At 35.0% G+C, this 24,219-nt stretch carries 18 protein-coding genes; 9 read left to right on the top strand and 9 right to left on the bottom strand.

Annotation, left to right across the window (positions count from 1 at the left end; all coding sequences use genetic code 11):
• The first annotated feature begins 306 nt into the window (after window positions 1–306).
• Window positions 307–1,191, top strand: a complete 885-nt coding sequence (locus GXM16_RS12675) for an AraC family transcriptional regulator (protein ID WP_163394801.1) — start codon at window positions 307–309, stop codon at window positions 1,189–1,191.
• Window positions 1,192–1,244: 53 nt separating this feature from the next.
• Here GXM16_RS12675 and GXM16_RS12670 read toward each other — a convergent pair whose 3' ends face one another.
• Complete coding sequence (locus GXM16_RS12670) at window positions 1,245–5,249, bottom strand: two-component regulator propeller domain-containing protein (RefSeq protein WP_167519868.1); 4,005 nt, start codon at window positions 5,247–5,249, stop codon at window positions 1,245–1,247.
• A 241-nt stretch (window positions 5,250–5,490) separates the two neighbouring features.
• Here GXM16_RS12670 and GXM16_RS12665 point away from each other — a divergent pair, with 241 nt between their 5' ends.
• The 3 genes from GXM16_RS12665 (at window position 5,491) to GXM16_RS12655 (ending at window position 9,396) form a co-directional block, all read left to right on the top strand.
• Window positions 5,491–6,408 (top strand): phytanoyl-CoA dioxygenase family protein, encoded by a 918-nt coding sequence (locus GXM16_RS12665; protein ID WP_163394799.1) that lies wholly within the window; start codon window positions 5,491–5,493, stop codon window positions 6,406–6,408.
• A 239-nt stretch (window positions 6,409–6,647) separates the two neighbouring features.
• Window positions 6,648–8,930 (top strand): cation:proton antiporter domain-containing protein, encoded by a 2,283-nt coding sequence (locus GXM16_RS12660; RefSeq protein ID WP_163394798.1) that lies wholly within the window; start codon window positions 6,648–6,650, stop codon window positions 8,928–8,930.
• A 109-nt stretch (window positions 8,931–9,039) separates the two neighbouring features.
• Window positions 9,040–9,396: a hypothetical protein gene (locus tag GXM16_RS12655; RefSeq protein ID WP_163394797.1), complete on the top strand. Its 357-nt coding sequence runs from the start codon at window positions 9,040–9,042 to the stop codon at window positions 9,394–9,396.
• Window positions 9,397–9,463: 67 nt separating this feature from the next.
• Here the strand turns inward: GXM16_RS12655 and GXM16_RS12650 are convergent, their stop codons facing one another.
• From GXM16_RS12650 to GXM16_RS12630, 5 genes are all read right to left on the bottom strand, one after another.
• Entirely contained in the window at window positions 9,464–10,882 is a 1,419-nt protein-coding gene (locus GXM16_RS12650; RefSeq protein WP_163394796.1) for a TolC family protein, read from the bottom strand.
• On the bottom strand, window positions 10,863–12,218 hold the full coding sequence (locus GXM16_RS12645) for an HlyD family secretion protein (protein ID WP_163394795.1): 1,356 nt from the start codon (window positions 12,216–12,218) through the stop codon (window positions 10,863–10,865). The genes GXM16_RS12650 and GXM16_RS12645 overlap by 20 nt, the downstream gene beginning before the upstream one ends.
• 2 nt (window positions 12,219–12,220) lie before the next feature.
• Window positions 12,221–13,876: a peptidase domain-containing ABC transporter gene (locus GXM16_RS12640; protein WP_163394794.1), complete on the bottom strand. Its 1,656-nt coding sequence runs from the start codon at window positions 13,874–13,876 to the stop codon at window positions 12,221–12,223.
• A gap of 104 nt (window positions 13,877–13,980) precedes the next feature.
• Window positions 13,981–14,385, bottom strand: coding sequence for a hypothetical protein (locus tag GXM16_RS12635; RefSeq protein ID WP_163394793.1), 405 nt, complete (start codon window positions 14,383–14,385; stop codon window positions 13,981–13,983).
• 172 nt (window positions 14,386–14,557) lie between these two features.
• Window positions 14,558–15,784, bottom strand: a complete 1,227-nt coding sequence (locus tag GXM16_RS12630) for a PQQ-dependent sugar dehydrogenase (RefSeq protein WP_163394792.1) — start codon at window positions 15,782–15,784, stop codon at window positions 14,558–14,560.
• Window positions 15,785–16,101: 317 nt separating this feature from the next.
• Between GXM16_RS12630 and GXM16_RS12625 the strand changes: the two genes are divergently transcribed.
• From GXM16_RS12625 to GXM16_RS12605, 5 genes are all read left to right on the top strand, one after another.
• The gene (locus GXM16_RS12625; RefSeq protein ID WP_163394791.1) at window positions 16,102–16,659 is read left to right on the top strand and encodes a hypothetical protein; all 558 of its coding nucleotides are present in this window, start codon (window positions 16,102–16,104) and stop codon (window positions 16,657–16,659) included.
• Between the two features lie 501 nt (window positions 16,660–17,160).
• Window positions 17,161–18,669, top strand: a complete 1,509-nt coding sequence (locus GXM16_RS12620) for an ankyrin repeat domain-containing protein (protein WP_163394790.1) — start codon at window positions 17,161–17,163, stop codon at window positions 18,667–18,669.
• A gap of 58 nt (window positions 18,670–18,727) precedes the next feature.
• A complete protein-coding gene (locus GXM16_RS12615; RefSeq protein ID WP_163394789.1) occupies window positions 18,728–19,210 on the top strand; it encodes a DUF2271 domain-containing protein in 483 nt (160 codons plus the stop codon).
• 27 nt (window positions 19,211–19,237) lie between these two features.
• Entirely contained in the window at window positions 19,238–21,421 is a 2,184-nt protein-coding gene (locus GXM16_RS12610) for a PepSY domain-containing protein (protein WP_163394788.1), read from the top strand.
• 14 nt (window positions 21,422–21,435) lie between these two features.
• On the top strand, window positions 21,436–22,440 hold the full coding sequence (locus GXM16_RS12605) for an FAD:protein FMN transferase (protein WP_163394787.1): 1,005 nt from the start codon (window positions 21,436–21,438) through the stop codon (window positions 22,438–22,440).
• A gap of 77 nt (window positions 22,441–22,517) precedes the next feature.
• On the opposite strand, the gene GXM16_RS12600 is transcribed toward GXM16_RS12605, so the two are convergent.
• The 3 genes from GXM16_RS12600 to GXM16_RS12590 form a co-directional block, all read right to left on the bottom strand.
• Window positions 22,518–22,760 carry a type II toxin-antitoxin system RelE/ParE family toxin gene (locus GXM16_RS12600; RefSeq protein ID WP_308422535.1) on the bottom strand — a complete coding sequence of 81 codons (243 nt, stop codon included), beginning with the start codon at window positions 22,758–22,760 and terminating at the stop codon, window positions 22,518–22,520.
• The gene (locus GXM16_RS12595) at window positions 22,753–23,004 is read right to left on the bottom strand and encodes a type II toxin-antitoxin system ParD family antitoxin (RefSeq protein ID WP_163394786.1); all 252 of its coding nucleotides are present in this window, start codon (window positions 23,002–23,004) and stop codon (window positions 22,753–22,755) included. The genes GXM16_RS12600 and GXM16_RS12595 overlap by 8 nt, the downstream gene beginning before the upstream one ends.
• A 73-nt stretch (window positions 23,005–23,077) precedes the next feature.
• A complete protein-coding gene (locus GXM16_RS12590; RefSeq protein WP_163394785.1) occupies window positions 23,078–24,109 on the bottom strand; it encodes a LacI family DNA-binding transcriptional regulator in 1,032 nt (343 codons plus the stop codon).
• Window positions 24,110–24,219 lie beyond the last annotated feature (110 nt).

The following is a 24,219-nucleotide window of genomic DNA, read 5'->3' as shown; positions in this document are numbered from 1 at the left end:
TCGTTACATGCCATTCCTCCAGAAATGTAATATTTATATAAAACATGTATAAAACATCGATTTTCACAACTAATTTACTATTATAAAAATAATTCATCCTATTTTTATAGTAAATGTATTTATCCGAATGAAATTTTGATGATTTCATACCTAATAACCGATATAATATCTTACTAAAAATATTTTCCAGTAACTATTTCTTCGTTTTATAGCACTATTATTTCAGAATATGTAAATTACCCTGATTTTATATATTTATATTTGTCTTTCGATATTTTCATTTAAAAAACACCCACAACCTTAATTATGGATCAGATAGCAGATGGTTTTAAAGGAGAAAGAGCAATCGTAGTTCCTTACAGCGTTCGCAATTTTCAGTCTGAAAATGAACTGACAAAAAGCCTGTTCATAACGCACATCGGCTACTATCCCAATGCAAAATATCATTTCAGGAAAAGATCAAAAGGCGCACTGGAGCATATACTTATTTATTGTGAGAACGGAAAAGGTTTTATAACTCTGGAAAATGAACAGTTTTCGCTTACGAAAGATCAGGCTTTTATCATTCCGGCGCACAAAGCACATAGTTATGAGGCCGAAATCTCTAAACCCTGGAGTATTTACTGGCTCCATTTTAAAGGAACAGCAAACTCCTTACACACTTCGGTTTCCGGAAAAATTTTAAACCTGAACGACAGCAGGTCGTCTGACAGGCTGAATTTGTTTGAAGAAATTTACCAGAACCTGGAAATGGGTTTTAATCCTGATAATCTTGAATATTCGAGTATTTGTCTGCAGCATTTTTTGGCCAGCATCAAATACACCGATCAGTTTCTAAAAATAAAAACAGCCGATACCGAAGTTTTAGATGTGATTCCGATGAGCATTATTTTCATGAAAAATAACCTGACAACCAAAATTACACTTCATGATATTGCTCAGTATATTGGCTATTCCAGTTCTTATTTTGGCGCTTTATTTTTAGAGAAAACGTCCTTTACCCCAATGGAATATTACAATCAGTTAAAAATTCAGAAATCGTGTTCCCTTTTACAGTTTAGCAACCTAAAAATAAAAGAAATCGCATATGAGCTGGGTTATTATGACCCGTTTCACTTTTCAAAGTCATTCAGACTGGTTATGGAAATATCCCCAAGGGAATATCGGCTTAGATACAAAGCTCCTGTTTAATCGTTATTTGAGTTATCAAAATGATTTTAACTCCGCTAAGCCTGACCACTGAACTACTTTATAACATTCAAATCTGAATTAAAAGAACTTTTATACTTTTTAATGTATTCAGAAGGTGTCATTCCGAATAACTTCACAAATTGCTGTCTGAAATATTTAGGATCTTCAAAACCAACCTCGGCACTAGCCTGTGCAATATTAATGTCTTCAGTAAGCATCAGCATTGCAGCTCTTCGGATTCGAAGTGAACGAATAAAAGCATTTAAAGTCTGTCCCGAAATAATTTTGATTTTAGTATAAAGCGTTCTGTGGCTCATCCCCATTTCCAGCGCAAAAGTTTTAATCGTAAAATCCCTTTTATGAATATTAGCCTCGACAATGTCAATACACTTTTTCAAAATTTCCTGATATTCAACCGGGACTTTCTGTGTATTTTCTTTTAAAGTAATACTGTTTAAGAAATAGGTTCGCAGATTGCTTCGGTTTTTCAATAAAGACTCAACACGCGCCACCAAAATATCATCATCAAATGGTTTTGTTATATAATCATCTGCTCCCTCATTGATTCCCTGAAGATGCGTTTCAGGATTTTTAGTCGCTGTTAGTAAAATGACCGGAATATGAGATAAATCGTTGCTTTCTTTAATTTTTCGGCAAAGCTCAAGACCGTCCATTTCTTCCATCGTAATATCACTGATAACCAGATCCGGCATATGTTTTTTGGTCAGTTTTAAACCTTCTTCACCATTTTCAGCACTATAGACTATGTGATTTTCAGAAAATAATTTGATTAAATAGCTTCGGATTTCAGCATTGTCATCTACAATCAAAACTGTTCTTTTCTCCGTAAGCATTATTTTTTGCAAATCAGTTTCAGAAATAGTATTTACATCTGCATTTTCTTCAGTATCATCAATAATCAATTCATCGAACAGCTGGCTTCTTTTCTGGACATCATTCGTAATTTCAGCATTTTCAAAATGACCATCGCCTTTCAGAAAAGTCAATTTAAATGTACTTCCTTTACCTGGTTCACTGCTACAGCTTACAGTCCCTTTGTGCTTGTCTGTAAAATATTTTACAATATAAAGCCCGATTCCAAAACCAGTTCCAATGGAAACTTTAGAATTGATTTGTTTGAATTTTTCAAAAATTAACTCAATATCTTTTTTCTCAATTCCGTCGCCGTTATCTGTAATTTCAAGCTGAACCTCATCATCTGTCTCGGTCAGTTTAAGATCAATCTGCCCGCCAATTGATGTGTATTTAAATGCATTCGACATCAGGTTAAACAGTGAAATTTCAATTTTTTCATAGTCACCGATAATCACAATTTCATGATCCGGAATATTAAAATTGTATTGAATATTTTTATCTTTTGCCTGATTTACAAAACACTGATATACTTCATTACAAAGATTATTTACATTTATTGGAGATAGTCGAAGGGAATCAGCATCATTTTCGGCTTTTCTAAAAAGCAAAAGCTGATCGACCAGACTCAAAAGCCTGCGTGCGTTTCGATGTGCAATTGCCAAATCACTTCCCGAAGATCCGTTTTGAACACTTTCTTTCTGAACTGCTTTTTTTAACGGATTTATAATCAGCGAAAGCGGTGTCCTGAATTCATGTGAAATATAAGTAAACATAGACGACTGTTTCTCAGCAATTTCTTTTTCTTTTTTGCTTTCCAGTTCGGCGATTTTCACCTTATATTTTAGCTTTTCCTTGTTCTTCTGATAATCAAGATATACAAAAAGAATTCCTGCTACAGCCAAAACATACAAGCTGTAAGCCCACCAGGTTCTGTACCATGGTGGTAAAACCTGTATAGAAATTAGACTGACTTCTTTGTTCCAGCCTCCTTTAAAATTGGTGGTTTTGACTTTAAAAGTATATTTTCCTTCAGGTAATCTCGAATAATTCGCTTTTCTAGCTTGCCCTACATAATTCCATTGATCGTCCCAGCCATCTAACAAATATGCATAATTGATCTTGTCGGCATTATTATAATCCAAAGCAACGAATTCGAGCGATAGTGTCGTCTGATCATAATCTAAACTGACTTCTTTTATTTTATCTGAACCAGTATCAATCTCCGCCTTGCTTTCTTCAATCGGCTGATTGTTTACGTAAAAATCTGTGAGCAATAAATTGTTTTCCTGATTAAAACTTTTAATAGCTCCCGGAAAAAAGCTGTTAAAGCCATTTATACCGCCAAACAAGAACTCTCCTGTAGATAATTGAATTCCGGCATTAAAACTAAACTGATTGCTCTGAAGTCCGTCATTTACTGAGAAATTTCTAAAGGTTTTTCTTTTCTTGTCAAACCTGCAAATACCGTTGTAAGTACTCATCCACAGATTTCCTTCTTTGTCTTCAAGCAATCTCAGAATAGTGTTCGAAGGAAGTCCATCATCCGTTGTGAGTCTTTTGAAAGTATTCGTTCTTCGGTCAAACAACAGCAATCCACCCTCCTGCGTTCCGAGCCAAAGTTTTTTGTCTTTGTCTTCATGAATGCAGCGAACAGGGTTGCCAATGGTTACTTTACTTATCTTTTGGCTTTCTTTTTCTATAGCATACAGTACAGAATAATTTCCGCCCCACAGTTTTCCGTCTGAGGTTTCAGTCATGCATTGCAGATTATTAATCGATTTGTCAAAAAGTATAAAACTATTTTTAGTGCGGTCAAAAAGATATAATGAACCCTCATTTGTTGTGCTTGCCCAAATGTTTGATTTTGAATCTTTATAAACAAACCAAACATTTTTCTCGACTTGCTTTGTAACAGGATTATAACATGAAAACTGGGTAACCGAATTGTTTTTCGGATTAATTTTGTTGACCCCTCCGGCCCAGGTAGAAAGCCAGATTTCGTTATTATCATCCCTTACAATACCGGTTATAAATTTACTCGAAAGTGTATTGCCGTAATTAATATAAGTGTTGCTCTTACGATTCCAGTATTTCAGCCCTGCTCCATCTGTACCTACCCATAAATTGTTTTTTTCGTCTTCACAGAAAGACAGGATAAAATTTTCAGCAGGATCATTGGCATTGTATCGGACTGTTTTAAAATATCTGGCTGTATTGCTCAGCATACTGATTCCACCACGCAAAGTTCCAATCCATTTATTACCTGCTTTATCTTCGTATAAACTCCAAACCGAATTGCTTTTTAGCAGTTTGTTTTCTTTTACAGAGCTGTACGGAACCGCTTTTTTTTCTTTTCCGATAACTTTGTAAATCCCATTACCATCTGTGGTCACCCACATCTCTTTCTTCTTATCGATAAGAATGTCGGCAACTGTACATCTGCTGGAGAAATAATTCTCAGAGAAAGAACCTGATTTTATGTTGAAAAGAAAAAGACCTTCATCTGTACCAAACCAAAGATTTCCATCTAAAGCCAGTTCCATCATTTTTACTTCTGCAGCAAACGGAAAAACAACTTTCAGCCTTTTTGAACCATCATTAAAAGTACAAAGCCCTACATTTCGAACATATACCCAGCAGCGATTATTTTTTATATCCTTTTGAATAGCAACTGCATCATAGTCATGAATAACATTTCTGTTTCCGGACATCAGAAGCGGAACTCTCCTTCCTGTAAAAGAACCATTTTCAAAAATAAGCAAGCCCAGGTTTTGTGAGGCAACTAAAACCCTGTTTTCAGAAACAGCCTTTACCTGATGGATAATATCTTTAACAATTTCAGACTTTTTATTCAGGGAAATATATCTCACAGGATGAAAGGCAGCACTGGTTTTGTTGTAAATGCAGACACCATTAGCTCCGCCAATCCAGATATTATTTCTTGAATCGCCTTCAATATTATAAATTGTATTAAAAGGCAATGACTTTTTATCATTAATACGGTTTCTGAATACTTTAAAATTATATCCGTCGTAGCGGTTTAATCCATCATAGGTTCCAAACCACATATAACCATCATTATCCTGAAATATGGTTACAACCGAATTATTGGATAACCCATTTGATATATCAAGAAATTTCACCTGGGTTTCCTGTGCAGAAACCGGTACGTAAAATCCCATGAATAAAATCAGAGTTATAAAAAAATTCTTCAAAGTTTGTTAGTTTTAAATTGAAAAGCAAAACTGAGCACTAAAATTATCAATAATTTAAAAAATCACAACAAAAAACAAACAAAATCGTAATTTACTATCTATTATTTAATAAGTTTAATTTCGCTAAAAGAAAGAATTAATTTGATAATTTTAGTAAAGTCTTTTTTTAGATTATAATTAAAAAGCAAACTAAAAAAATATCTAAGCTATGCCATGGAATATTCTTGAAAATTTATGGAAAAGATCTGCAAACCCTGTCGATAATTCTACAGAAAATACAGAAACCTGGGATAACGAAATAAAAACCTTATTTCAGTTAGGCATCAGTATGGAAGATACTTTGCAATTTTTATATTTTAAAAAACCAGATTTTGAAACTTTTAAGATATGGATTAATGACCGAAAAAAAGATATCCATACAGAAACCGAAAATTTGACAGAAAACGTCCTTTCTGAAAAAGATCTTGAATTTTGGGACAAGAATGGTTATGTGGTTATAAAAAATACCATTTCAAAAGAAGACTGTGAAGCTACACAACAGGCGATTTGGGAATATTTACAGATGGATCCCAGAAAAAAAGAAACCTGGTATATAAGGCACGAGGATCAAAAAGGTTTAATGCTCAATTTTTCCGATCATGAAACCCTGAATAAAAACCGGTTTTCTCCAAAAATAAAAAAAGCCTACGAACAGCTATACAAAACCACCAATATCTATAAAACCATCGACAAAGTAAGTTTTAATCCCCCTAAAAATGAAAATTTTGTCTTTTTGGGAAGCCCGCTTCATTGGGATATTAGTCTAAAACAACCACTTACATTTGGAATTCAGGGACTGCTTTATTTAACTGACTGCGGTCCGGATGATGGCGCATTTCATTGTGTTCCGGGTTTTCACAATCAAATTGTTCAATGGTTAAATGATCTTGGTCCTAATGAAAACCCAAGAGAAAAAGCTATTAAAACCTTAGAGCCAAAACCCATAACCGGCAATGCAGGCGATTTTATAATCTGGAACAATACTTTGCCTCATTGTGCAACACCAAACAAAGGAAAAACCCCAAGAATGGTTCAATACCTTACCTATTTACCTAATGATTATAATGCTTCGGGAGAATGGATATAAACTGAGATTGATACCATCCAACGGACGTGAATTTGACTACAACCAGCATCTTTTACAAGTTTCATTACAAAGTTTTTCTATGTCATTACAAATTTGAAGTACCCCTATTGGGCATGAATTCATTTTGTTTTAAAATTGCGCTGATTTTATTGACTTATATCTCTAAACAGAGTCTTTTTTTATGATTTTTTATTTTGAAAAAGATCTGTTTTAATGAGAATATTAAATTTAAAAAACATATGAAAAAATTTAGAAACAGTATTTTTTACGTTGGTATAATTGGAGGGTTCTCCGTTTTAATGTACTGGATTATCTTAATGGGAGTAAAACTAGAAACCGGAAGAAACCTTAAAATTCCAACATCAGACAAAAGCCAGTGGAACGAATTTCTTGACTCCCTTATCAAAAACTTACATCATCCCTTAGCACTTTTATTGGCGCAAATCGTTACGATAATCTTAGTTGCCCGAATTTTTGGCTGGATTTGTATCAAGATAAAACAGCCTGCCGTTATTGGAGAAATGATTGCCGGAATTGTAATGGGACCATCCCTGATTGGAATGTATCTACCGGAATTTTCATCTGTATTATTCCCAACAGAGTCACTTGGAAATCTTCAGTTTTTAAGCCAGATTGGTTTGATTCTGTTCATGTATATCGTAGGAATGGAAATTGACATGAAAATTCTGAGAAACAAAGCCCATGATGCAGTTGTAATTAGTCATGCCAGTATTATAATTCCGTTTGTTTTAGGAATGGGGCTAGCTTATTTTATATATGACGAATTTGCTCCTGCAGATGTCCAATTTACATCTTTTGGTTTGTTTGCCGGAATCGCAATGAGCATTACAGCTTTTCCTGTGCTGGCCAGAATCGTACAGGAACGCGGTATTCATAAAACCAGGCTGGGTACTATTGTAATAACCTGTGCTGCTGCAGATGACATTACGGCCTGGTGTATTCTGGCTGTTGTTATCGCTATTGTAAAAGCCGGTTCTTTTGGAAGTGCCATTTACACCGTTTTTTTAGCGCTAGGTTATGTATTCCTGATGATAAAAGTGGTTCGTCCTTTTCTTAAAAGAATTGGAGACTTGTATGCAACGAGCGAAAAACTAAGCAAGCCTATTGTAGCTATCTTTTTCCTAACGCTTGTAGTTTCATCCTACTTAACAGAGATTATCGGAATCCACGCTTTGTTTGGTGCTTTTATCGCCGGTGCAATTATGCCTGAAAATATCCGATTCAGAAATCTTTTTATCGAAAAAGTCGAAGACGTTGCTTTAGTTCTCTTATTGCCATTATTCTTTGTATTTACAGGATTAAGAACACAAATTGGATTATTGAACGAACCTTATTTATGGAAAATCGCCGGATTAATTTTTGCCGTAGCTGTAATTGGTAAATTTGTGAGCAGTGCACTGGCTGCTAAATTCGTTGGACAAAACTGGAAAGACAGTTTATCGATAGGCGCATTAATGAACACCAGAGGGTTAACAGAATTAGTGGCGCTTAATATTGGCTACGATTTAGGCGTTTTAAGTCCTCAATTGTTCTCTATGTTTGTAATCATGGCACTTGCCACAACATTTATGACCGGACCAACATTGGATTTCATTAACTGGATTTTTAAATCTAATAAAGAAGAAACCGAAGAAAATAATATTCTAAAAAACAAATACCGAATCCTGTTATCCTTTGACAGACCTGAATCCGGAAGGGCATTATTAAAAGTTGCTGACGGGCTTACCAATAAAAGGCCTGAAAGTTCTGAAATAACCGCAATGCATTTTCTTCCAACTGAAGAATTACACCATTACAATACAGACACTTATGAGGCAGACCGTTTTAAAGATGTTATTGAAGAATCTGTCGCTTTAAACAGAAATATCACTACTATGTTTAAGGCATCCGCAGATATCGATAGTGAAATTGTAAATGTTGCCAATAAAAGCAAGCACGATTTATTATTAATAGGACTTGGACATTCTATTTATGAAGGTAGTTTACTCGGAAAAGTACTCGGATTTACCACGCGTATCATTAATCCGGAAAAATTAATCAATACGGTTACCGGTAAGGAAAACATCTTAGAATCTGCTCCTTTTGATGACGGAACAAAACAAATTATATCCAGATCCCAGGTTCCTGTCGGAATATTGATTGACAAGGATTTGACTGATATTTCTACTGTTTTCATTCCGCTTTTTGATACAAAAGACTGGAATTTGATTCAGAATTATGTCCAGAAGTTTATTCAGAATATAAATGCCCGAATTACAATTTTGGATGTTGAAGGAAAAATTATGACCGATTTGGACACCAAAGAAAAAATCAGGCTTATGGAACAGGCAGCACCAAATCAGCTTTCATTAAAAACAGAAAGAGTTGTAGAAAAGGATTTTCTGGAAGAACAAAACCTGATGCTGATATCGATTGACAGCTGGAAATATCTGGTCGATACAAAAAGCCCATGGCTTCCAAACATACGGTCAACACTTATAATATCTGAAGATAAAAAGTAATTCATTTTATATTTAGAAAACACCAGGCACCTCTGATTGGAGTTGTCTGGTGTTTTTGATTATATTCTTTTTGATATATTTGCCCTCTTTTTTAATCATCAATAAAACAATGACAATACAAGATTTAATTGGCAGCTATTCCGTTTCAGGAAGCAATCAGGACGGTTCAGACGAAATGACTTATAAAGGTACACTTACCCTTTCTCTCGATGATAACAACCGGATTAAAGCCAAATGGATTATCAATAATCATGAACAAAAAGGTTCTGGATTTTTTAAGGATAACATTCTTGTAATTAATTTTAATTATAAAGGAGAAGATAAAAAGACATACAAAGGAGTAGCCGTTTACCGATGCATTACAAAAGATATTTTGGAAGGTTTTTGGTCTGAAAAACACGGAAATCCCCTTTATCTAGGAAGTGAACATTGCATCAGAATTGGAACTTCAGAAATACTGAACTAATATCCAATAAATAAAAAACCACTTATTTTACCTGAATAAATAAGTGGCTTGAAAAAGAAAAAAAATATCAATCAGGATTTGCTAATATTTTAAACAATTCGGCATTTGCAATATAGAACTGATTTTCGATGCTAATTTGCGAAAGTTTGGCACTCACCAGATTATTTTCCCTTGAATTGATCAGGAATATGGAGCTTTCGCCAAAAGAAAACAGCTTTTCTTCCGAATTCAGCATGGTGTTGTAATCTTTTACCAGATTATCAATTACGCCTTTCTGCCTTTTTAAAGAAGCAATTTCAGTCTGCTGTGCCTTGATTTTATTTTTAAGTTCCAGACGCTGCTGGTCAATGTCATACTTTAAATCCTGAATTTTAAGCTTCGCCAGTTTTAAGCTTCCGCGTTCTTTTCTTAGAAATATTGGAATACTAAAATCGACGTTAAATTTATAGTCATCGGTATTAAAAGAATCAAAATAAGAAGGTTCAGAAATATAATTGTATCCCACATTCAACTTTGGAAGCAACGAATTCGCTTTTAATTGCCTTCCAACTTCCAGTATTGACATTTTGGTTTCCAGAGCCTGAATTTTCGGATGAGAATCCAATCCTTCGACATCCACCATCATGGCGTCTGTCCTGAGTGTTTCTTCCAGGGTTTTAATTAAATTTTCTTCCGGTCTAACGGTATCATCGAGTTCTACAGGAACATTTTCGATCCATAAATAATTCGACAGATATAATTTCGCTTTTGCTAATTTCAAATTTCCGTTTTCTACATTTAATTCACGGTTTCGAACAGTAATTCCGGCTTCTACACTGTCAATCGAAGGAGCATCGCCCAATTCAATCAGTTTTTTTACTCCCTGAAAACGAGTACTTGCAAAGCCAAGATATCTTTTATACAATTCAGCTTCGTTATAACTCTTTCTCCATTCAAAATAGGCCTCGCTGGCTTTGTACAAAACCTCAATAGCCCTTAGTTTTCGCTGTGCATCACTCAGTTTCACCTGCAGTTTCCCTTCCCTTACATCGGCCATTCGCTGGTTGATAAACATTCCCTGACCTAAGGCAACATTGATTCCCAAAGAAGTCAGACCTGCATCAGGAGTACGATTTTGCGGATTATAATATTGGCCGTCTGTCTGGTCAAAACCTGCTTTGATTTCGATTCCGTACCAGGTTGGGATTTTAAAACTGCTGTTTAAAAGTGAATAATATTCGGTGCCTTTAAATTCTTTTTTATTGTAATCAACTTCAATTTTAGGATCAAAACCTCCACGGGCAACCATGAGTGCAGCCTGAGCAGTACTAATCTCAAGATTGGCCTGTTTTACCAGCGGGTGATACTTTTTTACATATCCTAAAAACTCACTGTAACTTAATTCTTCTTTATTAAAATCCTGACTGTACAAATTAGATAAGCCGAATAAAAATAAGAAAGAAACGAGCATTACAGCATATTTCAATTTATTTTTTGTCTTTACCATCCTTCGCTTCTTTTTCCTCTGCTTTATAATAATTTGGGGGGAAACCATTCAGGTTTCGCCATATTTCATACCATACTGACACTGTTTCAAGCAGAGCAATACTCTGTGCTCCCGCTCCAATGCTCAGTTCTTTTGGCCATTTATTATCCGGGCCATCAGGTGAAACAAGTACTCTGTATTTTCCATTGGAACTGATAAAATTTTCGATTGCCACAATTCTTCCGCCATAAGTTCCGTACGACAATCCCGGCCATCCTGAAAACACGATTCTCGGCCATCCGTCAAACCAAACACGAACTTTTGCGCCACGATGGACCAATGGAAGATCGATAGGATCTACATAAGTTTCTACCGCAATATCATAACTTGACGGCATAATGCTGACAATTGGTGTTCCTTCTTTGATTGTTTCTCCCAAACCTGCCAGTAAGGCACGGTTTACATAGCCGCTTTGAGGCGCTGTAATGTAATACAACCCGTTTCTAAGACTGTAATTAACATATTGATTCTGCAATTTATTCACCTGAGCTTCTGTATCATATTGTGTACTTAAAGCTGTGAATTTATCACTTTTTGATTTCGAGATTTTTTCGGTGTATTCAGCTGTAATTCGATTAATTTCTACTTTGGCATTTATCAACTCATTTTTACTGCTCAAAAGCTTGTTTTGCTGTGTCACTATATAAGCTTCAGATTCCTGAAGTTTCAGTCTTTTTTGTTCGACATCTGTAAGTGGCTTCAAACCTTCTTTATTAAGTGCTGTCGAACGGTCAAATTGGGTTTTGGCGATTCTTAACTGCGTTTTTATCGCTTCAAGATCCATACTGTCGCTCTTGATTTTCAATTGGGCCTGCCTGATTTTATTCTGGGCCTGCTGCAATTTTAATTCTCTTTCGGTATTAAGCGATTGCGCCTGAACTTCAAGTGAATTTACTTTATCTCCGTATGATTCAACCGCCATTTTTTTGGCATCCACCTGTTGTTTTGTGTTTCCAACAAGATTTGGATCCAGATAGTCTTCTTTTACCTCCGAAATAAAAACAATCGTATCTCCTTTTTTTACATAATCACCTTCCTGAACGTACCATTTTTCGATTCTTCCGGCAATGGCATTATGTACTGTTTGTGGTCTCTGATCCGGTTTTAAGGTCGTAACTGAACCGCTTCCGGAGATATTTTGTGTCCACGGAAGAAAAAGACAGGCTACGCAAAAGATCAAAAATCCGATGATTACCCTGTTTAATATTTTATAATGTGGTCTGCGGGCAACACTGGTAATAGATTTGTATTTGCCCGGAGTTATCAGTACATTATTATCTTTAGATATATTGAGCATGATTAAAGCTTTATGTCATTAATAATTTTTCCGTCATCGATCGTTATCATACGGTCACATTTGTTCTTCCAGATATCATTTTTAGAAGTTACAATTACCGTCCAGTCATTTTCTTCAGAAAGTAAAAAATCAATAATTTTACCTGAAGTCAGTTCGTCCATTTTATCAACAGGATCTTCCAGAAATAATATATTAGGTTTGTGAACAATACTTCGTGCCAGAAGAATCTTCTGGATATCTGAAGCAGAAAGCTCATTCCCTCCAGGATGTACCTGATGTTCCAGACCATTCGGAAATGTTTTAATATCAGGCGTCAGACCAACATTATCAAGAGCCCATTTGAGATCATCATTATTGAGTGTATCATTTCCGAAAAGGATATTTTCTCTAATGGTCCCGGCAAAAAGTGTATCTCCCTGCAAAAATGTTCCGGCCTGCGCTCTGTAGGTATCTTCGCTAAGACGGTTCATATAATTATCGGTTACATACATCGCTCCACTTTCGGGTTCAAGCAACCCTGACAATAAACGCAATAAAGTACTTTTTCCTGCACCATTTGTTCCTCTTAAAATTATCTTTTCACCCTGATTTATTTTCAGATTGATATTTTTAAGCGATTTTTTATTGTGATCCGGATAATTGTATCCTACACTTTCTGTTTCTATATTAATTCCGGTTTCAGTTATAGCAGATGTTTCCGGGATACATGAAATTTCCATATCCGTTACTTGTCCGATTTTCTCCAAAGAAGTCAGTACATCATAGAAAGACTCCAGTCCGAAAATGATTTTTTCAACCGAATTAATTAGCAATACAATTACAATTTCAGCTGCTACAAACTGCCCAATGTTCATTTGATGGTGAATTACCAGGAAACCACCAATAGACAATAAGGCAGCTGTAACAATAACTTTAAAAATAGTAAGCTGAATGTATTGCTTTTTCATTACCTGAAAATGCTTTTCACGATAATTTACGTATTTACTTACATACCCATCATTTCTTTCCAATGCATATTCGAAACCTCCTTTTTTACGAAAACTGTCGCGATTACGGGCAATTTCCTGAAGCCAGGCCGCTACTTTATACTTAAATTTGGATTCGTTAAGACTTGTTTCCAGTCCATCTTTATATGAAAACTTAAAAATTACATATAAAATTACGATAAACAAAAGACCAATTACGGTAAAGAAAGAATGATATAAAACCAATAATATAATCCCAAGACCCACCTGTAAAAAAGCGGTACAAAAATCCAGTAAAAGTTTTGCCGTCCCTTTCTGTACTGTCAGAGTATCAAAAAAACGGTTCGCTTTTTCCGGGGCATATTCAGAGTACATTTCCTTGAATTTGATTAACGGCATTCTGTAAGCAAATTCAAATGAGGAACGCACAAAGATTCGTTGCTGCAGATTTTCTACTATTCTAAGCTGTAAAATAGTCAGGATTCCACCGAAACCTACTCCAATTGTAACCAAAATGACAAGTACAATCCAGGAAACACTTAGCTGTCCGCTCTGAATAAAATTAATAATTGCCTGAATACCTAAAGGCAGTGAAAGATTTACCAATCCGGCAAAAGCAGCATAAAAAATGATTTGATATACATCGCGTTTGTCAAGATGAAGTAAATTGTAAAAACGTTTTAATGGTGTCATGAATTTATATTATAAATACAAAATTAACAGATAGATACTAATATACGGCAAAAACCGCATTAAGGTATTAGAATTTATTCTAAACCTCTTTAAAAAACAAGTATTTATGCTATAAATTCGGGAGGCGGTAAATGAATTTTACCATGAAAACCAAATGAGAATATTTGATTATCTATATAGCTTTTTCTTTTTGCACTAATTTGAAAGTACAAAACAGGCATTGAAGTGTGTAAAGGCACCAAATAGTCTAAAGAAGGAACTCCTTTTGCAAGCTTAGTGGTTTTCGTTTCTTTTGTTTCGTAGTCGTCCAGCTCTTCCGGAATTCCGTCACAACTGAATATTTTTTTTAGAAAGTTACAGGTAATTCCTGTCATTGTATTTGTTTCGGCATTATCAGCTATAATACGCCCAAAACTATTTGATACATTAATACTGCTAATCAGAAAGTACCCGATTAGCAATGCCTGAAGGCATTTACATAAGATACTATTTTTAATACTGCTCAACATATTCCTGTTCTTAAACGGGCGCAAGTTAGGACGAAATTTTATGGCCAACATTAAAATAACATTAGAATTGTCTTCTGTTCTGTTATTTTTTTCTTAACAAGATTTAAAAAAATAGCCGGAATATTTTTATTCCGGCTATCAATATTTCTGGTAAGCGTCATTCGAAATTTTACTATTTCTTATCAATTTTATAGAGTCTTCCCCCATCGGTTACAGCATACAAAGCTCCGTCATGTCCCTGAGTAATATCTCTAAATCGCTGACCCTCGCCAGCAAGAAGTCTTTCTTCACCAATAACACGGTTGTTTTCAATCGCAAGACGTACTACGTGTTTCCCACTCAATGCACCTATAAATAAGTTATTTTCCCATTCAGGAACGCGACTTCCGGTATAAAAGGTCATACCACTTGGCGATACAACAGGATCCCAATAATAGACTGGTTGCTTCATACCTTCCTGTTGCTGAATTCCGGCACCTATTTTTGCTCCCCCATATTCAATTCCATAGGTGATAACCGGCCATCCGTAATTACTGCCTGCCTCTAATCTGTTAATCTCATCTCCTCCGCGTGGTCCGTGCTCACTAAGCCAGATCTCACCCGAAACCGGATGAAGTGCCAGACCTTGTGGATTTCTATGTCCATACGTATATAATTCAGCCAGGGCTCCAGTCTGACCCAAAACAGGGTTACCAGAGGCAGGCTGTCCATCTTTTGTAATTCTGACTACTTTTCCCAGACTTGCCGTCAAAGATTGCGCTAATGGTCTGGTTGCAAGAACAGATCGTTCACCTGTACTAATTATAAGATTTCCTGTTTTGTCGAAAAGGATACGGCCTCCATAATGATCATCACTAGGATTAGCCGGAGTAGTACGATAAATTACCACTGCATTTTCTATTGTTTTTTCATCATTTGATAATTTTCCTTTTGCAACAGCAGTAATATTTCCACCGGCTACTGCTTCTGAAAATACCCAATAAATCATTCGATTTGTGGTAAAATCAGGGTCAATACACAAACCTAAAAGTCCTCCCTGACCAGAAGCATTCACAGCAGGAATACCAGTAATAGCAGCACTAACCTCTCCCGTTGCTTTAACAATGCGCAGATTTCCTCCCTTTTGTGTAACTAAAAGCTTTCCATCAGGAAGCATTTTTACACCCCATGGACTTGTCAGGCCCGAAGTAATAATCTTTGCTTCATATTCAGTATTAGTCTGTAGACCACCTATACGGGTCTGGCCTTCAAATGCAGCTGTATATTTTGTATTGGGCGGATTATTTTCTACAGGATCTGTTGGCGTTCCCGGATCGTTATTAGGATCTTTATCATTCGAACAACTAAATAGAAATAATAATGCAGTCGAAAGAATTAGAATGTAATTTGTGCTTTTCATTGTATTTGGGATTTAAAAATTTAAAAATATATTATTTATTGTAATAAAATAGTTTGTTTAAGTTATTTCTCTTCAAAAATCAAAAATAATATCCAGAAAAAATTATATAATTCGCTTTCTGGCTTATATAATTCGGCGCAATTTAAGGTAACATTTGATTTTAAAAATCATTACAAATAATGATGTTCTAAAAATCCGGCAGTTCTATATTTGAAAAAAAAAACTTTTCTGTTTTTTCATGAAACGCTATTAAAATCGTTGCAAATACCAAGCTTAATTGAAACGCTAAGCACATAATAATATAAAGAATAATTAAAATGAACTATTACATACTTCAGCAGGATCCAAGGATAATAGAACAACCCTCACTTTTAAGTTGTCCTGAAAATATTGATCCTATAGCTCTTGTTGGCGGAAAAAAATTACCTGTACCCAATACCCCTATTTGTCTTTCACTATCACCTCGAAGCAGTGATTACCGAGGTTGCATTATTGATGGAATAGTAACCTTATTTCACAAATATTTTATTACTGAACTTATCCGGCTCGGAGTCGATAACTTCCAGAGTTTCCCGGTTGAACTTACAAATCCTGAAGGAGAAATTGAGATTGCTTACTCATTGATTAATATTATAGGACTGATAAAAGCTGTAAACGAAAAGGAAAGTGTAATGAAGCCACGGTATGGTGGCTGGGGTGCTAATCTGTACTCTTTCAAAATAGACCCGGCAAAAACTATGGGACAACGACTTTTCAGGCTTGCAGAGGCTCCAACTCTTATCATTATTGATGAATGGCTTAGAGAAAAACTACTGGTATTTAATCCTCCGGGAGTACTTATGCTGCCTACAGAAAGGTATGATGGCTGGGGATAATAAGCCTTCCATATAAATTACAGAAAATGTAAACAATCAGAGTTGGATTTAAATCCAAAATATGTATGGAAAAATTTATTTATGTTCATATATACATTCCATACTACGGATCTCAACTTAGCTGCCAGATGGAGAAAAAACAGGGTACAATTATTTAAGCACTTGCCTAATTCCACAGACATTCTCTTCTTTATTTCAGGCATTTTTAACATCTTGACATTAAAAAAAAAGCCATTTCTAAAAGAGATGGCTTTCTATTTTACAAAAACTATCTTTTGTTAGTTCATTTAATTAAAATTGTAATATCTACCTATCACTTGACTTACACTAAAAACTTTCTTAAAATCAAATAAACATTGGTATTCTAACATTTATTTTTATATTTGCGTTATTTTTATTTATTCTAAATAATTAAAAAAATAAGCCAATTTTAAACCTTTTGGATTTTAAGGTATCAAATAATCATTTGATACTTTTGCCAAAAACTTATTTAACATTTTTATGAAAAATAATTTACTTGTTTCTTTTGCTTTAACTATCTCATTATTTGTTAATGCCCAGCAAAAAAATACTTTATTAGACCAGTCTTTCTGGAAAACAGCTCCTAATGTCGAAACTATTAAAGCTGAAATAGCAAAGGGCAATAATCCTTCAGCAGCTACAGCAAATGCTTTTGATGTTGTTGTAATGGCAATTAATAATGATGCTCCAACAGAAACGATAAAATTCTTATTGGAACAACCGGGCAATGAGGTAAACAAACCAACACACGATAACCGAATTTACCTTCATTGGGCTGCAGGAAAAGGAAATGCTGAAATTGTAAAATACCTGATTGCAAAAGGTTCAGATATAAATTTAGAAGACAGCCATGGAAGTTTTCCTATTACGGCAGCAGCCAGCAGTGGTCAGAACAACTCCGAAATCTATGAAGCTTTTTTCAAAGCTGGAATAGATCCTAAGAAAAAATACCAAAACGGTGCCAACTTATTGTTATTAGCCATTTCATCGGATAAAGAATTAAAAGCTGCCGATTATTTTACTACAAAAGGAATGTCTTTAAAAGATGTAGACAATGACGGAAATACCGCTTTTACATACGCAGCAAGATCCGGAAATATTCCGCTTTTGAAAAAACTTATTGAAAAAGGAGTTAAACCAAACGACAATGCACTTTTTACTGCTGCACAAGGGAGCCGCAGAGAAAGTAATACAATAGAAACCTATAAATATCTGATTGAAGAAGTTAAAATTAAACCAACTGCACTTAACAAATCGGGACAAAATGTACTGCACATTTTGGCAGGTAAACCAAACCAAACAGAAATCATCAAATATTTTATAATCAAAGGCGTAGATGCAAATAAAGCTGATAAAGAAGGAAATACGCCATTAATGGTAGCCTCAGCTGCCAGAGAAACTTCTGTTTTAGAATTTTTGCTTCCTACTTCAAAAAATGTAAATGCTCAAAATTTAAAAGGCGAATCTGCATTGACAAATGCAGTGAGATCAGGATCTCCGGAAGCAGTAAGTTTGCTTTTAGCTAAAGGTGCCGATATAAATGTAAAAGACAAAGACGGTAACAATTTAGGTGTTTATCTCGTACAATCTTATCGCCCTCAAATGATGGGACGAGGCGGCGATAACGCTAATGCAAAACAAGATCCGTTTGCTGCCAAAATAAAATTAGTACAGGATAAAGGATTAAATCTGGCAACTCCACAAAAAGACGGAAATACATTATATCATATAGCTGTTATTAAAAACGATTTAGCTTTACTGAAAAAAATTGCAGATTTAAATATTGACATCAACGCCAAAAACAAAGATGGTTTAACAACTTTGCATAAAGCAGCAATGGTTGCCAAAGATGATACTATCTTAAAATACCTTATTTCTGTTGGTGCCAAAAAAGAAGTAACAACTGAATTCGATGAAAGTGCTTATGCTTTAGCCAAAGAAAACGAATCGCTTACTAAAAGCAATGTTTCTGTTGATTTTTTAAAGTAAACCATCATACAATTTCAATTTTTTAAATTTCAATTCCAATAAAACAAATCAATTTCAAATGAAATCTATTCTTAAAACTGCTCTAACGGCCGCCCTTATATGCCTTGTTTCTTTTAATATAAATGCACAATCAAGCAAATACAAATGTATGCTGCAAATGTCAAACTACATGGGAGAAGGTGCTTATGTGGTAGTATCACTTATCAATGCTAAAGGAGAATATGAAAAAACACTTTATGTGATGGGCGACGACAAAAAATGGTACAGTTCTTTAAAAGAATGGAACAAATTTTACGCTAAAAAAACAGAAGATATCAGCGCCAAAACCGGAGCATCTGTCACAGGTGGAGACCGCAGTATCACTACAATTGAAATTGATAATGCTAAAATAAATAAAGGATACAAATTACGTTTTGAATCGGCTGTTGAAGATCAGAAATATTATGTAAACGATCTTGAAATTCCGCTTACAACTGAAGGGCTTGCCGCAAAAACAGATGGCAAAGGATACATCAGATACGTAAGACTTAACAAAATATAATACGATTACATTTTAGAATACCACTCAATGACTCTTTCTTTCTGGCGTTACGCGCATCTGGCTTTGGCCTTATTTTCTTCAGTATTTTTAATTTTGGCTTCGGTAACCGGAATAATTCTGGCAGTCGATGCGGCACAGGAAAAAACTTTGCCGTACAAAACAGCCAATTTTGATCAGATAACTTTAGGCGAAACACTGCCAATATTAAAAAAGGCGTATCCAGAAATTACAGAATTAAGTGTCGATTATAATCAGTTTGTAACCTTACAGGCAATTGATGAAGACGGAAATGACATCAATGCCTATATTGATCCTAAAACCGGTAAAACTTTAGGAACACCAGTTAAAAAAAACGAATTTATTCAATGGATTACGGGTTTTCACCGCTCTTTGTTTCTTCATGATGCAGGACGATTTTTTGTGGGCGTAATCTCTTTTTGTTTAGTACTAATAGCAATTTCGGGTTTCGTGCTTGTCTTAAAAAGACAATGCGGAATCCGAAATTTCTTTTCTAAAGTCATCAAGGAATATTTTGCCCAATATTACCATGTTGTTTTAGGACGTCTGGCTTTAATTCCGATTTTGATTATTGCGCTTACCGGAACGTATTTATCGCTCGAAAGATTCAACTTTTTTATGGGTGATGAAAAAGCTAAACCTGTAAAAACAGAACTTTCGGCAGAAGCTAAAAAAAATTCCATCTTTAAAAGTACACTCCTTTCTGACGTAAAAAAAATCGAATTCCCTTTTACAGATGATCCTGAAGAATATTACATTATTGAATTAAAAGACCGCGAGATTGAAGTCAATCAGGTGAATGGTACAGTTATTTCACAAAAAAACTCTCCTTTCACTGTTCAGTTATCTGCGTTAAGTCTTGATCTTCATACAGGAAGAATTAATGCAGTCTGGGCTATTATTTTGGCTTTAGCCTGTATCAATATCCTTTTCTTTATTTATTCGGGTTTTGCGATTACCTTAAAAAGACGATCCAGCCGAATAAAAAACAAGTTTAAAGCCAATGAAAGCAGTATTATTCTGTTAGTAGGTTCTGAAAACGGAAGTTCTTTAAGATTTGCCAATGCAATTTTAAAACAGTTAATTAATCAGGGACACAAAACTTTTATAACTGAATTAAACAGCTTTACTGTTTACCCAAAAGCAGAACATATTATTGTCTTTTCTTCGACACACGGTTTGGGAGATGCACCTTCAAACGGAACGCAATTTAAATCGCTTTTACATAAGCAGAATCAACAACAGAAAATCAGCTTTTCGGTAGTTGGTTTTGGTTCAGAATCGTATCCTGATTTTTGCCGGTTTGCAGTTGAAATTGATCAACTGTTAGAACATCAAAACTGGACAGAACGTTTTCTGGAACTGCAGACCGTAAATGATAAATCGGCAGTTGAGTTTGTAAACTGGGTGAAATTGTGGAGCAAAAAAACCGGAATTCCTTTAGCCACTACCCCATCTTTATATAATCACGTTCCAAAAGGACTTCAAAAACTGATGGTTTTAGACAAAACAGCGATTTCTGAAGCTGAACATACTTTTATCCTGACCCTACGTGCCAACATGAGGGCTAAATTCAGTTCGGGAGATTTGCTTGCGATTTATCCGGCTAACGATTCCCGCGAACGCCTCTACTCTATCGGAAATCATTCCGGTAACATTCAATTGGTTGTAAAACTGCATCCTCACGGATTGGGTTCGGGATTTTTAAATAATCTTGAAGCCGGAAATACTATTAAAGCCCGAATCATAAACAACAAGGATTTTCATTTTCCTTCCAAAGCCTCAAAAGTGGTTATGATTTCAAACGGAACCGGAATTGCTCCTTTTCTTGGCATGATTGAGCAAAACAAGAAAAAAACAGAAACCCATTTGTACTGTGGTTTTAGAATGGAAACTGAAACCGTTATCGGTTATAAAAAGTTTTCACACGAAATGATTCAGAAACAAAAGCTTACAAGTTTTCATCTGGCTCTTTCGCGTGAAGCCGAACATATTTACGTGATGGATTTAATAAAACGTGATACAGCTTTTTTTATTGATTTATTACAACAAGGCGGTATTATTATGATTTGCGGTTCGCTTGCCATGCAAAAAGATGTTGAAACAATTCTGAACGAATTATGTCTGGTAAACAGTATTAAAAATCTTTATGATTATAAGAAAAATGGACAATTATTAACTGATTGCTATTAATAATTTTATGTCGAATGAAATTCTCTTATTGTAAAATTTTATTTCTTTTTATACTTTTCTGGAGCTTTTCCGGGCATTCGCAGGTATTGCGAAAAAGAACTACTTTGCTTATGGGAGGTCGTTTTGATATTAGCATTGTAGCTCAGGATTCGCTAACGGCTGAACAAAATATAAACGAGGTAATTGCAGAAATCAGCCGTATCGAAAGTCTTATTTCAGACTGGAAACCGGATTCACAGGTTTCTGAAGTGAATCAGAATGCAGGAATCAAGCCTATAAAAGTAGATCGTGAGGTTTTTGAATTGACACAAAGAGCCATTCGGTTCTCTGAAATTACAAACGGTGGTTTTGACATTAGTTTTGCTGCTTTAGACCGGGTTTGGAAATTTGACGGTTCGATGACCGAAATGCCTTCGGCGGAAGCCATAAAAAAATCGGTTGAGAAAGTAGGTTATAAAAATATTGTTTTAGACAGCGTTCAATCGACAATTTTCTTAAAGTTAAAAGGAATGAAGATTGGTTTTGGTGCATTAGGCGAAGGATACGCAACCGATAAATGCAGAACCATGATGCTCGCAAAAGGCATAAAAGCCGGAATCATAAACGGATCCGGCGATATGAGTACCTGGGGAAAACAACCTAATGGAGAAGACTGGAAAATCGGAATGACGAATCCGTTTAAGCCTGAAAAATTGCTGGCAGTTGTTCCGTTGAATCAGGGTGCTGTTACCACATCAGGCAATTATGAAAAATATGTTGTTTTTAGCGGTAAACGATATTCTCACATTATAAATCCGGCAACCGGTTATCCTGCTACAGGTTTGTGCAGCGTGACTGTTTTTGGTCCAAATGCCGAAACTGCAAATGGATTAAGCACTTCTATTATGGTTTTAGGTAAAGAAGAAGGTTTGCTTTTACTGCAAAAATTTCCGGAATACAGTTCTGTCATGATTACTGATAATGGAAAGGTAATTAAGTCTAAGAATTTTAAGATTTCTAAGTTTAAAGCTAAATTTTGATTCTATTTAACCGCTTTTATAGGTTATTTATAGTTTGCCTTTCAAATCCATCATTCCGTGAAGAATTCTTTCGACTTCTATTTCGTCTTTGATATAATTGTGTAAAAGATAATATGCTCGCCTGATTTAAAACCCAATATTCCTTTAGTAATTATATCATAGTTTCTTCCAAGTTCTGGATTATTTGCCAAATCGTCACATGTTGATAAAATCAAACCATAATACTTTTCAGCTTGCATTTCAGACCAGGTTTCAATTGTATAATCCCAAATTTCAGATAAATCATCAACAGCTTTGTTGGTTAAATAATATTTAGCCATTTGATTTTTTTCTTGCTTTTAGAACTTCAAGATACTTTTTAGCATCAAAATCTACTGCACGTCCACTATCAATTCCTTCATTTATTGCTTTTCTTAAAGCAATTATCTTATTTTCTTCATCTTCTAAAAGACGAAGGCCCGCTCTGACAACTTCACTTGCGTTATTGAATCTTCCATCATTAACACTATTTTCAATAAAACTCTCGAAATGATCACCAAGCGATATAGAAGTATTTCGTCCCATAATTTTTTTTAGCTAAGTTACCAAAAAATGGTAACTTTTCAAATTGTCGTGATTTTTTTGGAATCTTGTATAACTACCTCCTATTCGAAGACTCCCTTGTCAAAACCTCCGTATTTAAAAAAGTAATTTCTTTAACCTCATCATTTTTAGAAGATTTTAGATTTTTAATAATGATTTCTGCAGCCGCCTTACCCATTTTTTCTGCAGGATGTGTTATAGTTGATAAAGTCGGATCAATAATTTGAGAAATTGGGTCATTATTAAAGCCAATAACAGCAACATCATCGGGAACTTTTATTCCTCTTTTCTTTGCGGTCTGAACAGCACTTACGGCAATAATATCACCAGCTGCAAATATACCATCCGGAACTGGCTTTAAATCAAACAATTTATTGCTAGCCTTTACTCCATCTTCATACGTAACTGATTTTAAATTCACAATAAGTTCTTCATCTACAGGCAAATTATGATCTTTTAAGGCTTCGATGTAACCTCTTCTTCTTTCATTATATAAATTACCAAACTCAGATCCTGCTGTTAAATGTGCTATTCGGAGACAACCCTGTTCTATAAGGTGTTTGGTTGCTTTATAGCCTGCTGAATAGTTATCAATGACAACCCTGAAAGTATTAAAATCTTTTGGTACCCTGTCGACAAAAACAAGCGGAATATTATTGTTTGAAAATTGTAAAAAATGTGATGTATCCCTGGTTTCCATAGCCAATGAGCAAATAACACCGCTCACACGATTACTATACAAGGATTTAGCCATATTCACCTCTTCTTCTGACGAGTCATGTGACTGCATAATAATTACCGTATAACCGGATTTTTGAGCTGCAATCTCGATGCCACTAATCAACGAAGACAAGAAAGGCTGTGTAACCGTCGGAATCAAAACACCTATGGTTTTGGTCTTATTTCCACGTAAACCTGCGGCCAGAGTATTAGGTACAAAACCCATTTCTTCAGCAGTTTTTTTTACTTTTTTTATGGTTTTATCACTAATCGTGTGATGATCCTGTAAAGCCCTGGAAATCGTTGAAGTTGCTAAATTCAGCTTTTTAGCAATATCATATATTGTTACGTGTTTATTTTCTTCCATGAAATAAATAATATAATGAGTGTAAAGATAGCTATTTTCTATTTGAAGTAATCTTCCAGAAACCGAAGAACTAAAACAATACCATTGTCTTTTTGCCTGAAGTTTTTTTC

It is taken from the genome of Flavobacterium limi (genome assembly GCF_010645075.1).
Classification (GTDB): Bacteria; Bacteroidota; Bacteroidia; order Flavobacteriales; family Flavobacteriaceae; genus Flavobacterium; species Flavobacterium limi.
Note: the sequence above shows the minus strand (reverse complement) of the source record. Positions and strands in the feature narration are given on the sequence as shown.